We start from the raw sequence: 15,266 nt of genomic DNA, 5'->3' as shown, positions 1-15,266 counted from the left end.
CGATGATCTCGAAGTCCTTGCAAAAGGGGGTGTGGCTTCGGGTAGTGTTCCCGCCGCACCGGCCTGTCCGAGGTATTCCTGTGTTCAAGCTTCTCGCCCGTATCGGTATCGACGGTTTCCTGCTGGGGTTGGTCTCCATGGTGGGGCTGGCCTGGGTTTTGCCCGATTTCGGCAAGAGCGGCGGCCATCTTTACATGGATAGCATCACCGTTTACGGCGTGGCCCTGGTCTTCCTGCTCTATGGCCTGACCTTGCCGCCCGAGCGCATGAAGGCCGGACTGATGAACTGGCGGCTGCATCTGGTGGTTCAAAGCTCCACCTTCGTGCTGTTTCCCGCCCTGGCCTGGGGTGCGGCCCTGGCGCTGGATGGACGGATCGGCTCCGAGCTGATGCTGGGCTTCTTCTTCCTGGCGGCGCTGCCATCGACCATTTCGTCCTCGGTGGCCATGACCTCCATCGCGCGGGGCAATGTGGCGGGGGCCATCTTCAATGCGACCTTGTCCAGCCTGCTGGGCGTGGTGCTGACCCCGCTTTGGGTCAATTGGTATCTGTCGTCCAGCGGCGCCTCGCTGGATCTGGGCCGGGTTCTGCTCAAGATCGTGCTGCTGGTCCTGCTGCCCATCGTTCTGGGCCAGGTCCTGCGGCCTTGGGTGCGGGGCTGGATCGAGCGCAACGTGTCTTGGCTGAAATCCCTGGATCGCCTCACCATTTTGCTGATCGTCTTCAACTCCTTCTCGGATTCGGTGGCCGAGGGAATCTGGGACGGACAGGGCGGAGGATTCGTGGCGCAAGCGGTGGGGGGCGCGGCCCTTCTCTTCGCCTTCGTCTTCCTCCTGCTGCGTCTGGTGTGCAAGGCGTTGGGTTTCAACCGCGAGGACGCCATCGCCGGCGTGTTCTGCGGCACCAAGAAGTCGCTGGCCACCGGGGTGCCCATGGCCAAGATCATGTTCGGCGCTTCGCCCGCTTTGGGACTGATCATCGCGCCGACCATCCTCTATCACCTGATCCAGCTGATTGCCGCCGGGATCATCGCCCGCCAGTGGCAGGACGAGGTGTGATCACGTCTTCTTAGGCTTGGGCAGAAACGCCGCTCCGGCGATGCCCAGTCCCGCCACCACCGCCGCCATGGCGAAGGCGCCGGAAAAGCTGCCCCAGGCATCGGCCATCCAGCCCGCCACCGCTGGGCCGCAGATCTGGCCGAGCGCGAAGATCAGGGTGATGGTGCCGAATGAGGCCGCCGCCTGTTCCGGCCCGAGATAGTCGCCCACCGCCGCCGCCATGATGGAGGGCACCGCCCAGACCACCAGCCCGAACAGGGCGATGGAGGCGTAAAGGAACGGTTCGGGCAAGGGCAGCGCCACCAGCACATAGGCCGTGGCCTGGCAGGCGAAGACGATCATCAATCCGGCGCGGCGTCCGATGCGGTCGGACAGGCCGCCAAACACCGGCCCCGAGGCCAGGGACAGAAATCCGATCCACGACCAGAAGACGCCTGCGGTGGATTCGGGAAATCCGCGCTCTTGCACCAGGGCGGTGACGATGAAGGTGGCATAGATCACATAGGTGAAGCCGAAGGCGGCATAGACCGCACCCAGATGGGCCAGGATGCGCCGCTTGGCGGCGGGCGAGGGGGCGGCGGCACAGACGGAGGTGGGGGTTCCGGGCTCGGCCGAGACCAGTCCGGTTACCGGTTCGAGCCCCATTTCGGAGGGATGATTGCGCAGTACCAGAAGATCGATCAGGGCCGTGGTCAGGACCATCAGGCCGATCACCATCCAGGCAAAGCGCCAGCCCTCGGCGCCATACGCGGCATTGATGGCGGGGATCAGGATTCCGGCGGTCATGATGGCGAAGCCCGAGCCGATCACCACGAAACCGGCGGCGCGGCCCCTGACCCGGCGGCCGAACCAGTGGGCGATCAGCCCCATCACCGGTACATTGGCGGCGCCGCTGCCAAAGCCGGTCAGGACGTAGAGCCCCAGCACCTGGCCAAAGCTTCCGGCCCAGGATACCGCGATCATGGACAGCCCCACCAGGCCGAGCCCGGCCACCACGGTCTTGCGCGCCCCCCAGCGGGCGACCATGCGCCCGCCCAAGGTCACGGCGGCCATATAGCCGATGAAATTGCCCGTCGAGATCCAGCCCATCTCGCTGCGCGACAGATCCAGGGACAGCCCCATGGAGGGCAGCAGCATGCCAAGGGCGAAGCGCCCCAACCCCAGTGCCGCGAACAGGCCGATGCATCCGGCAGCTACGATGGCCCAGGCGTAATGGAAGGGCAGGCGGCGGATGATGGGATGGTCGGACATTGTTGGTCCTTGCAACAAAACTCCTGGCACCTTGGCATGCCCGCTCCGGCATGCCAAGTTGATTGCGACACGCGAACCGATCTGCCCCAAGGACATTTCATGCCCGACTACGACTACGACCTGATCACGCTGGGCGCCGGTTCCGGCGGCGTGCGGGCCTGCCGCATGGCGGCGGCGGCGGGGCGCAAAGTGGCGGTGGTGGAAAGCAGCCGGGTCGGCGGAACCTGCGTCATGCGCGGCTGTGTGCCCAAGAAGCTGCTGGTCTACGGCGCCCGCTTCGCCGAGGATCTGGCGGATTCCTTAGGGTTTGGATGGAGCCTGGAGGGCGCCGATTTCGATTGGGCCCGTCTGGTCGCCGCCAAGAATGTCGAGTTACAGCGACTCGAAGGCGTCTATATGCGCCTGCTCAAGGAGCCCGGCGTCACCGTGGTGGAGGGCAAGGGCCATCTGCTCGATGCCCATACGGTGCAGGTGGGGCTTCAGGTCCTGAGCGCCGAGACCATCCTGGTCGCTACCGGGGGGCGGCCGTCGCTTCCCGATGTGCCGGGCATCGAACATGCCGTCACCTCGGATCAGGCCCTGGATCTGATGCAGTTGCCCGAGCGGGTGGTGATCGTCGGTGGTGGCTATATCGCCGTGGAATTCGCCGGAATCTTCAATGCTCTGGGCGTGGGCGTCACCCTGGTGCTGCGCGGTGACACTCTGCTGCGCGGTTTCGACGCCGATATCCGAGCGACTTTGGCCGAGGAGATGGGGAAGAAGGGCGTGGAACTGCGTACCACCACCCAGGTGCGCGCCATCGAGCGACGCGGCCACGGCTACTGCGTGCTGCTCTCGGACGGCGACAGCCTGGAGGCCGATCTGGTGATGTATGCCACCGGACGGGTGCCCAATACCGAGGGGCTGGGACTGGAAAAGGCCGGTGTGGTGCTCAATTCCAAGGGCGCCGTCATGGTCGACGCCCTGTCGCGGACCTCGGTGCGCAATATCTGGGCGGTGGGTGACGTCACCGATCGCGTGAACCTCACCCCCGTGGCCATCAACGAGGCCATGGCCTTCGTGCGCACGGCCTTTCTGGGCCAGTCTACCGCCATGGATTACGACAACATCCCCTCGGCGGTGTTCTCCCTGCCGCCGGTGGGGACGGTGGGGCTGACCGAGGCCGAGGCGTCAAAACGCTATGGCGCCATCGATGTCTATCTGTCGCGCTTCAAGCTCATGCGCAACATCCTGGCGGGGCGCGAGGAGCGCACCATGATGAAGCTGGTGGTGGACCGGGCCAGTGACCGGGTGCTGGGCGTCCATATGGTGGGTTCGGATGCCCCCGAGATTGTCCAGGGCTTTGCCGTGGCGCTGAAATGCGGGGCCACCAAGGCCCAGTTCGACGCCACTGTGGGCATTCATCCCACAGCGGCGGAGGAACTGGTCACCATGCGCGACAAGCGGGCGGACTAGAGCGCCCGCCCGGCGCTCCAATATCAGCCCGTGCGGACCCTGGACAGGAAGGTGTTGACCTCGGAACTGAGCTTTTCCGAGTTCTTGGACAGGTCTCCGGCGGCGACCAGCACGTCATTGGCGGCGGCCCCAGTGCTCGATGCCGCTTCCGACACGCCGCCGATATTGGAGGAAACCTCCTGAGTGCCTTGGGCGGCCTGCTGGACGTTGCGGGCGATTTCCTGGGTGGCGGCCCCTTGTTCTTCCACCGCCGAGGCGATGCCCGACGAAATCTGGCGCACCTGTTCGATCACCGTGCCGATGCTGCCGATGGCCTCCACGGCGCGGCGAGTCTCTTCCTGAACGGCCCCGATCTGGTTGCTGATTTCCTCGGTGGCGCGCCCCGTTTGGTTGGCCAGGTTCTTCACCTCGTTGGCGACCACGGCGAAGCCCTTACCCGCATCACCGGCCCGCGCGGCCTCGATGGTGGCGTTGAGCGCCAGCAGGTTGGTCTGAGACGCGATATCGTTGATGAGGTTCACCACCTCGCCGATCTTGTCTGCGGCGGCGGCCAGCCCCTGGACCATGGTGTTGGTCCGGGCGGTCTCGTCGGAGGCGGTCTTGGAGATCTGGGCCGCCTGGGCAACCTGACGGCTGATTTCGCTGATGGAAGACGACAGTTCCTCGGCGGCCGCCGCGACGGTCTGGACATTGGCGGTGGCCTGCTCGGCGGCGGCGGCCACGGTGGAAGCCTGGGCGTTGCCCTGATCGGCGGCCGCCGACATTCCCTGGGCGGTGGCCTGCATTTCCGTGGCCTGGGCGGCGACGGACTTGACCAGACCCATGACGGCGGCTTCGAAATTGTCGGCCATGTTGAGCATGGCCTGGCGGCGTTCGGCTTCGGCGCGGGCCTTGGCTTCCTCCTGCTCCTTTTGCATGGCGGTGACGCGGATGGCGTTGTCCTTGAACACCTGGACGGCCTGGGCCATCTCGCCGATCTCGTCCTTCTGGCCGGTGGCGGGAATGGCCACGGAAGTGTCGCCACCCGCCAGGATACCCATGGCCCGGGTCATGGCATTAACCGGTCCGGTGATGCCGCGGCCGATCAGAAAGGCGGCGCCGATTCCTAAGATGAAGGCGATGATTCCGGCCGTCATCACCGTGGTGCGGGCGGAATGAACGGCGGCGGAGGCGCGCGGACCCAATTCGTCCTGCTGGGACTTGAGGCCAAGCTTGAATGCCTCCACCAGATCGGCGACTTTCGGTCCGACCTTGTCGAGAATCTCGTGAACCAGCCGCCTGCGCTCAGTGTTGGTGGCGTGGAGTTCGGCATAGCCGGTGATATAGGCGTCCAGGGCGGTTTGAGCCTGGGAGGCAAGTTGCAGCCGACGGCCGGACAGGCGTGGCATGATTTCACCCAGAACCGAACCCGCGCCGTTCAGTTCGGCCAGGACGCGCTTATGAAAGTCTTCGGAACCGGCGATCAGAAACTTCTGGGCGTAGAGGCGGGCGATAAGTGAGTCGCGCAGCGCCGTGCCGACGCGCACCGCCATATCTCCGTCGCCGTCCTTCATGGAGGCGTCCATCAGGGCGGTCAGCGCCTTTTCCAATTCCGGCCCGGACTTGCCCAACCGGTTGTCGGTCAGGTCGTTTTCCTTCTTGCGCAGATCGGCGACCTTGTCGAAGGTGGCGGTATAGAGATCCATCTCCTTATCGATGGTCTTAATCTTGTTGATCTGATCCGGGTCGTGAACGTCTTTGAGCAATTCGGCGATGACGGCATCGGCGGTCTTGGCCGCGTCCTTCAGGTTGGTGATGTCGTGTTCGTCGGCATTGATCAGGAAGTCCTTGGCGTCCAGGCGGATTTTCAGCACATTGGCTTGAATTCGGCCGATGCTGTTGGTCTCGCGCGCGATGCCGCGATAGGTCTGGAAGTTGTCGTCGGCGGTTCCCAGGCTGTTATAGCCCATGATTCCCACGAGTCCCAGAAGTGCCAGGACAGCGCCGAACCCGAAATTGACCTTGGCAGAGATCCGAATATCCGACAGTGCCATCTTGCCCTCCAGTACCGCTTCCGTGAACAACCAGCCATGGCATACGTCTATGCCGTATGGCGCATAGGGTGTTCTACCTACACCAGGGGTAATACCTGGGCCATTGCGAGTCAATAGCAAAGTGGCCGCCAATTGGATTGAAATTCGCAGAAATGTTTTGATTAAAATGCTGGTTAAGATGTGTCGGTAATGCATTTACAGAGTTCTATTCTATGTGGAGTTTTATGGAAATCACATATACGCATTTAGAACTTGTGTGAGGTGGATATGGAGTGCGACTTTCCATTGTGGAGGCCGCCGTCTGAAGGTGATAATTTGATCATTCAGGCGACCTATGGCTGTCGTTATAACCAGTGCAGCTTCTGCTCCATGTACAAGCAGAAGGTCTTTCGTGCACGACCTTTGGATGGTGTCTTTGCCCATATCGACGAGGCGGCCCGCGAATGGCCCGAGGCTCGCAGGGTCTTCCTGGCCGATGGCGACGCCTACTGTCTGCCCACCGAGGCCCTTGCCGCCATCTGCGATCATCTGGCTTTGCGCTTTGCGGATTTGCAGCGCATTTCCGCCTATGCCACGCCCTTCGATATTCTGGGCAAGAGCGAGGACGATATCGCCCTGCTGAAGGCGAAGCGTCTGGGCCTGGTCTATCTGGGGATCGAGTCCGGCTCGGACATGGTGTTGAAGCGTATCGCCAAGGGCTCGGCCAAACAGATGGAATCAGCCCTGGCCAAGGCCCGCCAATGCGGTCTCAAGGTTTCGGCCACGGTGATCCTGGGTCTGGCGGGGAAGAATGGCTGGGAGGACCACATGGACGGTACCGCCGATCTGGTCAATCGGGCGCCGCCGGTCTATCTCTCGACCCTGCAACTGGGATTGGAGACCAATGTGGCGCCCCGCTTCTTTGAACGCATGGGCGAAGATTTCCAATGGCAGGACGATCGCGGCGTGCTGGTGGAACTGCGCCGTCTGCTCGAGCGTCTCAATCCGCCGTCGCCGGTGATCTTCCGCTCCAACCACGCCAGCAACGCCCTGGCCCTGGCCGGTAATCTGCCCCGTGACAAGGACAAACTGCTGGCCCGCATCGACGCCGCCCTGGACGAGGGAGCGGGGGTGCGGCCCCGGTGGATCAGGGGGTTCTGAAGGAAAAGTCGCCGCCCTGAGGCCGGGCTGCCGCCCGCGCCCGCATGGGGCGATGCCCCATACCCCCTTTGAGTTTCAAATGAGGAGAGGGTTCGGGAGGCCATGCCTCCCGATGGGGGGATCGGGGGCAATTGCCCCCGAAATCTTTCTAGGCCTTGCCGATTCGCCGCGCCGCCGCCAGCAGCAGGGCGTCAGAGCCGCGCGGGCCGATCAGCGACAGGCCCACCGGCAGGCCGTCCACCTTGCAAAGCGGCAGGCTGATCTGCGGGCAGCCCGCCATGCCCGCGATGGTGGTCAGGCTGACCATGCGATGGCGGATCTCCCACATCACCGAGCGGGGCGAATGAACGGGCGGCGCGGTGACCGGCGTGGTGGGCAGCACCAGCACGGCATTGCCTTCCAGCGCTTCCTGGACCCAGCGCTTGGCACGCAGGCGGAAGCCACGGGCCGCCGACAGGGTGCGTTGCGACACCTTGGAACCGCGCAGGAAATTATCCGCCACTTCGAAGCCGAAGCGGGGATTGGAATTGTTGATCCACTCGCCGAAACGCTCCCAGGCCTCGCGGCCCTGAATGGCGTTCTGATGCTCGACCCAATCGGCCAGCGGCACCGGCGAGACCTTGCGGCCGCGGGTGATGGGGGCGACGGCGTCCTTGATGCGGGGCAGGGCGGCTTCGATGGCGGCAGCCACGGCCGGGTCCGAAGCCTCCATGGCGTCTTCCAGCACCACGGCCTGGGCAGGACGGACGTCCTTGATCTTCTTGCGCAGCAGAGCCTCGCCCATCAGGCCGAGGATTTCCGCGTCATCGGCCAGCAGGCCGACGGTGTCGAAAGTGTTGGATTGGGACAGCACTCCGTCCATGGGGATGGTGCCCAATGTGGGGCGCAGGCCGTAAACGCCGCAGAAGGAGGCGGGAACGCGGGTCGATCCGGCGGTGTCGGTGCCCAGCGCCATGGAGGCCAGGCCGCCAGCCACGGCCGCCGCCGACCCGCTGCTCGAACCGCCGGGCACATGGCCGGGAGCGCGCGGATTGTCGGGCGTGCCGTAATGGGAATTGTCGCCGAAGATGCCGCGCGTCAGTTCGTCGGTATGGGTCTTGCCCACCAGCCGGGCGCCGGATTCCAGTAGGGCGCTGACCGCCCAGGCGGTCTGCTTGGCCGGTTCGGCCAGACGGCGCCAGTCAGGATTGCCCGCCCCGGTGACATAGCCCGCGACGTCGAAGACGTCCTTGGCCGCGAAGGTGAGGCCAGCCAAGGGGCCGGACTTGGCTCCGTCGATATAGACGTCACCGCCCAGAGCAAACGCGTTCAACGGATCATGCATGTCAGATGGCCCCTGCTACCTCGCCGACGAAGCGGCATGTGAGGGAAAATACCAGATCACCGGAGCGGGTCCAGTGGTATGGCGGCATTGCGGGGGTGCTTGTGGGGCGGGGCTGGCGGTGGAGCCCGGCTATTCCGCCGCCGCTGGCTCGGCGGCCTTGAGGTGGTCCTTGTAATACTTGATCTTGCGGGCCGCATCCAGGGCGGGGGGCGCGAAAAAGAAGCCCTGGGCGTATTCGACGCCCACATCCTTGAGGATGTTCAGCATCTGGCTGTCCTCGACACATTCGCCGATGGCGGTCATGCCCAGGTCGTGGGTCAGGCTGACCATGGCGCGCAGCACCGAGCGTCCACGCTTTTCCCGCGCGTCGAAAATATAGTCGCGATCGATCTTGACGTAATCGGCGGGCAGAATCTTCAAGATGTCGAAGGCCGCGCCCCCCGATCCGAAATCGTCCAGGGACAGGCGCACGCCCATGCGCTTGATGCGGGCCAGCAGGCGCCTGGCCTCGTCCAGATTGTAGATGCGGGCCACATCGGTGATCTCGAGAACCAGACGGGCGAGGACCGGCTTGTTCTCCTCTAAGATCTTGACCAGCGAGTGATAGAAAGCGGGATTGCCCAGCGAGGTTCCCGACACGTTGACGGCGACGGAGGCCAGGGCCGAGATGTCGGTGGCGGCCTTCATGGCCAGAAGGGCCTTCTTCACGGCCATCAGATCGAATTCGCCGATGACGCCCACATCGGTGGCGAAGGGAATGATCTGCGACGGCGCGAAGAAGCCCTTGTCATGGGCGATGCGGCCGAAGGCCTCATAGGCCAGCACGGTGCCGGTGCTGACATTGACCATGGGCTGGAAGAAGAAGGCCAGCTTGTCGCTGCGGATCATCTTGCGGAAGTTGCGCACCCGGACCAGGGTGTCCTCCACCGCGATCTTGGCGCCCTCGGCCAGGGATTTGATGGCGAATTTGGCGCTGTCGCGCACGAAGCCGTTGATGATGTAGTTCAGCGCCTTGCCCAGATCCTCCTCGGACATGGCGGAATCGTCCATTTCCAGCGAGGCGCTGTGGACCTTCAGCGAAGCGCCCTTGACCTTGCCGCTGAACTGGCGGAACACCTCGTCGACCTTCTCTTGCACATGGCCGGAGGTGACGGTCTGGTCATGCACCAGACCAAAGGCCCGTTCGTTGAGGGCCCCGGCCGATGACTGGCGGACGGAACAGCCCTCCAGGGCGGCATGGAGCGTGGACAGGAAGCTTTGCAGCAGAGCCGGTTCGGTGGCTCCGAATTTGGACGCCGACAGGTCGAACATGGTCAGCGTGTAGTCCTCGCCCAGGCGGTTGGCCTCGTTCAGGCGCTGGCGCACCATATCGACGAAGCGCACCCGCGGATCGGCGGTCTGGCCCGGCTGATCGGTTTCACTGCCTGCGATGGGCGAGACGCGCGACAAGACCAGATGATAGCCGGTGGGGAATTGGGGCAGCTTGATGCCCGCCATGCGCATGCGCGAAACGGCGCCCGTGGCTCCGACCATGGAAAGCGGCGTGTGATCCAGCCGCCCGGAATTGCGCAGCCGCTGGATGGAATCGGTGAATTTGTCCTTGTCGCGTGGGAAGATGAAATCGGCCAAGGGGCGGCCCAGCAGTTCCGAATCGGAAATGCCGTACAGCGCCTCGCCCGCACCGGCCGAGTAGGTGACGACGTCCTCGTCGTTCATCTCCAACAGCAGGTCGGCACCGGCAAATGCGAAGGCAATAAACCGATCCCGCTGCAGCTTCAGCTTCTCAACAAGTGACGAATCCCCGCTTCCCATGGGCTTCCCGACCTTCCGATGATTTGTCGATCAAGGCACTCTACCCCCAAAGCTAAGTTACAAAATGACACATATCGTTTCAAGATGATTACGCAAATCGGGCGGGTAGGCATACCTTAGGGATGGACGGCGCGGACAACTGGCCGGAAGGCATCGGCAGAATGTCTTGAATTCGTCAATAAGCAATTCGGTACTCAATTGCGTAATTTTTTCGTGGCGTAATGCATTGCTCTCGGGTTAAATAGCTCATTAGATAGGCTACGCGGCGGGACAAGCCGTGAGCTGCTTCTGGGAGGAAAATGAATGCGTAACCTCGTGAATTGGGGCGCGGCGGCTGTTGTTGTTGCCGGTTGCTCCGCCTTTGCCGGACAGGCCGGCGCCGCCGATCCCATCAAGATCGGCTCGATCCTTTCCGTTACCGGTCCTGCGTCGTTCCTGGGCGAGCCCGAGAAGAAGACGCTGGAAATGTATGTTGAGCGCATCAACAAGGAAGGCGGCGTCATGGGCCGCAAGATCGAGTTGGTGGTCTATGACGATGGCGGCGCGGGCGAGAAGGCCTCCACCTTCACCAAGCGCCTGATCGAAAGCGACAAGGTCGATCTGCTGATCGGCGGCTCCACCACCGCCACCACCATGGCCGCCGTGCCCTTGGCCGAGCGCAACGAGGTGCCCTTCATCTCGCTGGCTGGCGCCGTGGTCATCGTCGATCCGGTCAAGAAGTGGGTGTTCAAGACCCCCCATACCGACAAGATGGCCGCCGAGAAGGTATTCTCGGACATGAAGAAGCGCGGCATCACCAAGATCGGCATGATCTCGGAGGATGCGGGCTTCGGCAAGTCGGGCCATGACCAGTCCAAGCTGGTGGCCGGAAATTACGGCATCGAGATCGTCGCCGACGAAATCTATTCGCCCAAGGATCCCGACGTCACCGCCCAGCTGACCAAGATCAAGAATGCGGCGGGCGTCCAGGCGGTGTTCAACTTTGGCTTCGGCCAGGGGCCGGCCATTGTCACCAAGAACTTCAAGCAGCTGGGCATTGCTCTGCCGCTGTATCAGTCCCACGGTGTCGCCTCCAAGGACTTCATCAAGCTGGCTGGCGATGCGGCCGATGGCGTCCGTCTCCCCGCCGCCGGTCAGGTGATCCCGGAGCAGCTGGCTGCCACCGATCCGCAAAAGCCGGTGGTGACCGCCTTCAAGAAGGATTACGAGACCGCCTTCAAGTCGGATGTCTCCACCTTCGCCGGTCATGCCTATGACGGCTTGCAGATCGCCCTGGCCGCCATCAACCGCGCCAAGTCCACCGACAGGGCCAAGGTCCGCGACGAGATCGAGAAGACCTCGGGCTATGTGGGGACCGGCGGTCTGGTTTCCATGAGCCCGACCGACCATATGGGCCTGTCGCCGTCGGCTTTCCACATGTTGGAAATCCGTAAGGGTGATTGGGTTCTGATCGACTGATCCCATGGTTTGCTGGCGGCCGTGCCCCCCTTGCGGGACGGCGTGGCCGCCAGATGACCCCTGCCTTAAGGGAGTTGGGGAAGCATGTTCGCCGCATTCCTGCAGTATCTGTTTTCCGGGCTGACATCGGGCGCCATCTACGCGCTGGCCGGTCTCGGATTCGCCATCATCTACAACGCCAGCCATGTGATCAACTTTGCCCAGGGCGAGTTCATCATGATTGGCGGCATGGCCACCGCCACCATGGTGGCCGCGGGAGTGCCCGTCTACCTGGCCATCCCCCTGGCCATGGCCGCCTCCATGCTGGTCGGTGTCGCCATGGAGAAGTTCGCCATCGAACCGGCGCGCAATTCGGATGTGGTCACCATCATCATCATCACCATCGGCGCCTCCATCTTCTTGCGCGGCGCCGCGCAGATCATCTGGGACAAGGAATTCCATTCCCTGCCGGCTTTTTCGGGCGAGACGCCCATCGCCGTGCTGGGCGCCACCTTGATGCCCCAAAGCCTGTGGGTGTTTGGCATCTCGGCCGTGGCCATCGCCCTGCTGTGGTACTTCTTCAACCGCACCATGTTCGGCAAGGCCATGCTGGGCACGTCCCACAACCGTCTGGCCGCCCAACTGGTGGGCGTGGCGGTGAAAAAGGTGCTGCTGGCCAGCTTCGCGCTGTCGGCCCTGCTGGGCGCGGTGGGCGGCATCGTGGTCACGCCCATCACCTTCACCAATTACGAAGCAGGCATCATGCTGGGGCTCAAGGGCTTCTCGGCGGCGGTGCTGGGCGGATTGGGCAACGGCACGGGCGCCATCGTGGGCGGCCTGATCGTCGGCATCGCCGAGGCCATGGCGTCGGGCTATCTGTCCTCGGCCTATAAGGACGCCATCGCCTTCATCATCATTCTCTTCGTTCTGTTCTTCATGCCCAGCGGCCTGTTCGGCAAGCGCGGCACGGATCGGGTGTGACGCCATGAATCTTATGACAGCACGAACCGGCGGGCTGGCGGCCCTGGCGATCTTCATCACCGTCGCCCCCCTCGGCTTTTCCAACAGTTATTTCTACGATGTCGGCGTCAACGCCATGTTCAACGCCATCCTCTGTGTTGGCCTGAACCTTCTGATCGGCTATGCCGGGCAGATCAGCCTGGGCCATGCCGGGTTCTTCGCCCTGGGGGCCTATGGCAGCGGCATCCTGACCGAGCGCTACGGCATGCCCGCCATCGGGGCGCTGGTCCTGTCGGCATCGGTGGTGGGCGTCCTGGCCTTCGTGGTGGCGCGGCCCATCCTGAAGCTGAAAGGCCATTACCTGGCCATGGCGACTCTGGGCATCGGCATCATCATCCATATCGTGTTGAAGACCGAGGCCGGTATCACCGGCGGTCCCGACGGCATGAGCGTGGGCAATTTCAAGATGCTGGGCTTCACCGTCAAGGGTGACCAGATGTGGTACTGGGTCACCGGCGTGCTGCTGGTCCTGGCGGTCTGGCTGTCCTTGAACCTTATCCAGTCGCCGGTGGGCCGGGCATTGCGGGCCGTGCATGGTTCCGAAGTGGGAGCCGAGGTGGTCGGCGTCGATACCTCCAGCTACAAGGTGCTGGTCTTCGTGGTTTCGGCGGTGTTCGCCTCCATCGTCGGCTCGTTGTTCGCCCATAAGAACGGCTTCATCACGCCGGATATCTCTAGCTTCTTCCATTCGGTGGAACTGGTGACCATGGTGGTGTTGGGCGGCATGGCGTCCATCTATGGCGCGCTGATCGGCGCGGTGATCCTGACCCTGTTGCCCCAGCTTCTGGCGGCGGTGGAGCAGTACGAGGCCATGATCCTGGGCGCCATCATGATGGGCACCATGATCTTCATGCCCAAGGGTCTGCTGCCCAGCCTGCTTGCCAGTCTCAAGCGCCGGGAGGCCGGGAAATGAGCCTTCTGAAAGTCGAAAAGCTCTCCAAGGAATTCGGTGGCGTCCATGCGGTCGAGGATCTGACCTTCTCGGTGGAGGCGGGGCATATCCACTCCATCATCGGCCCCAACGGCGCAGGCAAGACCACGCTGTTCAACCTGATCACCGGCGTCTATACGCCCAGTTCGGGCCGGGTGCTGTTCCAGGACCGTCTGGTGTCGGGCATGAAGCCCTATGAACTGGCCGAACTGGGCATGAGCCGCACCTTCCAGAACCTGCAGATCTTCTTCAACATGCAGGCCATCGAGAACGTCATGGTCGGCCATCACCTGCATCTGGACCGCCGTTTTCTGCCCTCGCTGCTGCGCCTGCCCAAGGTGACCCGGCGCGATCGCGAATGCCGCGAATACTGTGCCGGGCTGATGGAGTTTGTCGGTCTGGCCAAGTATGTGGACGCCGATGCGGCCTCCATGCCCTATGGCGCTTTGAAGCGTCTGGAAATCGCCCGCGCCCTGGCGGCCCGGCCCAAGCTCTTGCTGCTGGACGAACCGGCGGCGGGGCTGAACGCCACCGAAAGCCGCGAGATTGACGAGGTCATCAAGAAGGTGGCCGCCACCGGTGTGACGGTGGTGCTGGTGGAGCACGACATGAAGATGGTGATGGGCATTTCCGACCAGATCACGGCTCTGGATTACGGGCGCAAGCTGGCCGAGGGAACTCCGGCCGAAGTCCGCGCCAATCCGGAAGTGGTCAGCGCCTATCTCGGCACCCACGGCTGATGGAGACGGGAATGCTGCTCGAAATCTCCAATCTCACCAGCCATTACGGCCGTATTCAGGCGCTGAAGGGCATCGACGTCCAGGTCAGGGAAGGCGAACTGGTGGCCCTGGTGGGCGCCAATGGCGCGGGCAAGACCACCTTGCTGCGCTGTATCTCTGGCGTTCAGCCAGTCACGGGCGGAAGCATCAAATTCGCGGGCGAAGACATCACCAAGATGGCGCCGGAAAAGCGGGTGGGCCTCGGCATCAGCCAGTCGCCCGAAGGCCGTCAGGTGTTCGGCCCCATGTCAGTGGAGGACAATCTGCGCCTGGGCGCCTATCGCCGCCATGGCCCCGATATCAAGGCCGACATGGACCGCATGTACGAGATGTTTCCCATTCTGCACAAAAAGCGGGACCTGCCGGCCGGAACCCTGTCGGGCGGACAGCAGCAGATGCTGGCCATCGCGCGGGCCCTGATGGCCAATCCGCGCGTCCTGCTTCTGGACGAGCCCAGCATGGGCCTGGCGCCGCTCTTGGTCGCCGAGATCTTCCGCACCATTCAGGCGCTGAAGGAAGCCGGAATGACCATCTTCCTGGTGGAGCAGAACGCCTATGCCGCCCTGGCTATCGCCGATCGCGGCTATGTGCTGGAAACCGGTGCCGTGGTGCTGACCGACGACGGGTCGCGTCTGCTCAATGACGACAAGGTGAAAGAAGCCTATCTGGGGCTGTGACGGCGGCCCCGCTCCGGCTTCGGAGAGCTTGATCGCCGTCAGCGTCCGCTGGCGGCGATTTGCTTCTGAGCGGGTCCCAGATCGTAAAGACCGGCCGCAGGAGAAAACAGGATCGCGATGGCCAGGGCGCCCAGGCCCACGACGCCCAGCGTGATCCAGCTGCGCAGATTGATATCGTTCGGATCTATAGAGGAATCGTACATGATTTCAGCTCGCTACGTAAATTTCCCTACCCTAAGGAGGTATAAACTATCCTGAAGGAGTAGGTAGCGGATTCCTGACTCTAAAATCCACTAGAATCGACCGCCTTAGACCAAATTCGTAGGCGCGGATTTTGCAGCGCAACGTG

13 protein-coding genes are annotated in these 15,266 nt (G+C 63.2%); 8 read left to right on the top strand and 5 right to left on the bottom strand.

Annotated features, from left to right (window positions below; all coding sequences use genetic code 11):
* The first annotated feature begins 80 nt into the window (after nt 1–80).
* Nucleotides 81–1,058 (top strand): bile acid:sodium symporter family protein, encoded by a 978-nt coding sequence (locus CCC_RS06140; RefSeq protein ID WP_009870262.1) that lies wholly within the window; start codon nt 81–83, stop codon nt 1,056–1,058.
* On the opposite strand, the gene CCC_RS06135 is transcribed toward CCC_RS06140, so the two are convergent.
* A complete protein-coding gene (locus CCC_RS06135) occupies nt 1,059–2,309 on the bottom strand; it encodes an MFS transporter (protein WP_009870263.1) in 1,251 nt (416 codons plus the stop codon).
* Nucleotides 2,310–2,408: 99 nt separating this feature from the next.
* On the opposite strand from CCC_RS06135, the gene gor reads away from it, so the two are divergent.
* Nucleotides 2,409–3,764: a glutathione-disulfide reductase gene (gene gor / locus CCC_RS06130; RefSeq protein ID WP_009870264.1), complete on the top strand. Its 1,356-nt coding sequence runs from the start codon at nt 2,409–2,411 to the stop codon at nt 3,762–3,764.
* A gap of 23 nt (nt 3,765–3,787) precedes the next feature.
* Here gor and CCC_RS22410 read toward each other — a convergent pair whose 3' ends face one another.
* A complete protein-coding gene (locus CCC_RS22410; RefSeq protein WP_041040434.1) occupies nt 3,788–5,797 on the bottom strand; it encodes a HAMP domain-containing methyl-accepting chemotaxis protein in 2,010 nt (669 codons plus the stop codon).
* 315 nt (nt 5,798–6,112) lie between these two features.
* On the opposite strand from CCC_RS22410, the gene CCC_RS06120 reads away from it, so the two are divergent.
* Nucleotides 6,113–6,937: a radical SAM protein gene (locus CCC_RS06120; protein WP_236686317.1), complete on the top strand. Its 825-nt coding sequence runs from the start codon at nt 6,113–6,115 to the stop codon at nt 6,935–6,937.
* A gap of 148 nt (nt 6,938–7,085) precedes the next feature.
* On the opposite strand, the gene CCC_RS06115 is transcribed toward CCC_RS06120, so the two are convergent.
* Both CCC_RS06115 and CCC_RS06110 read right to left on the bottom strand, forming a co-directional pair.
* Entirely contained in the window at nt 7,086–8,261 is a 1,176-nt protein-coding gene (locus CCC_RS06115) for an amidase (RefSeq protein WP_009870267.1), read from the bottom strand.
* 129 nt (nt 8,262–8,390) lie between these two features.
* The gene (locus CCC_RS06110) at nt 8,391–10,073 is read right to left on the bottom strand and encodes a sensor domain-containing phosphodiesterase (protein WP_009870268.1); all 1,683 of its coding nucleotides are present in this window, start codon (nt 10,071–10,073) and stop codon (nt 8,391–8,393) included.
* 303 nt (nt 10,074–10,376) lie between these two features.
* Here CCC_RS06110 and CCC_RS06105 point away from each other — a divergent pair, with 303 nt between their 5' ends.
* From CCC_RS06105 to CCC_RS06085, 5 genes are all read left to right on the top strand, one after another.
* Nucleotides 10,377–11,531, top strand: a complete 1,155-nt coding sequence (locus tag CCC_RS06105) for an ABC transporter substrate-binding protein (RefSeq protein ID WP_009870269.1) — start codon at nt 10,377–10,379, stop codon at nt 11,529–11,531.
* Nucleotides 11,532–11,615: 84 nt separating this feature from the next.
* Entirely contained in the window at nt 11,616–12,491 is an 876-nt protein-coding gene (locus CCC_RS06100) for a branched-chain amino acid ABC transporter permease (protein ID WP_009870270.1), read from the top strand.
* A 4-nt stretch (nt 12,492–12,495) separates the two neighbouring features.
* Nucleotides 12,496–13,443, top strand: coding sequence for a branched-chain amino acid ABC transporter permease (locus CCC_RS06095; protein ID WP_041040329.1), 948 nt, complete (start codon nt 12,496–12,498; stop codon nt 13,441–13,443).
* Nucleotides 13,440–14,201 (top strand): ABC transporter ATP-binding protein, encoded by a 762-nt coding sequence (locus CCC_RS06090; RefSeq protein ID WP_041040327.1) that lies wholly within the window; start codon nt 13,440–13,442, stop codon nt 14,199–14,201. Before CCC_RS06095 ends, CCC_RS06090 begins: the two co-directional genes overlap by 4 nt.
* A gap of 11 nt (nt 14,202–14,212) precedes the next feature.
* Nucleotides 14,213–14,917, top strand: coding sequence for an ABC transporter ATP-binding protein (locus tag CCC_RS06085; RefSeq protein ID WP_041040325.1), 705 nt, complete (start codon nt 14,213–14,215; stop codon nt 14,915–14,917).
* Nucleotides 14,918–14,955: 38 nt separating this feature from the next.
* Here CCC_RS06085 and CCC_RS22545 read toward each other — a convergent pair whose 3' ends face one another.
* Nucleotides 14,956–15,120 (bottom strand): hypothetical protein, encoded by a 165-nt coding sequence (locus CCC_RS22545; protein ID WP_009870274.1) that lies wholly within the window; start codon nt 15,118–15,120, stop codon nt 14,956–14,958.
* Nucleotides 15,121–15,266: the final 146 nt, after the last annotated feature.

It is taken from the genome of Paramagnetospirillum magnetotacticum MS-1 (assembly GCF_000829825.1).
Lineage (GTDB): Bacteria > Pseudomonadota > Alphaproteobacteria > Rhodospirillales > Magnetospirillaceae > Phaeospirillum > Phaeospirillum magnetotacticum.
Note: the sequence above shows the minus strand (reverse complement) of the source record. Positions and strands in the feature narration are given on the sequence as shown.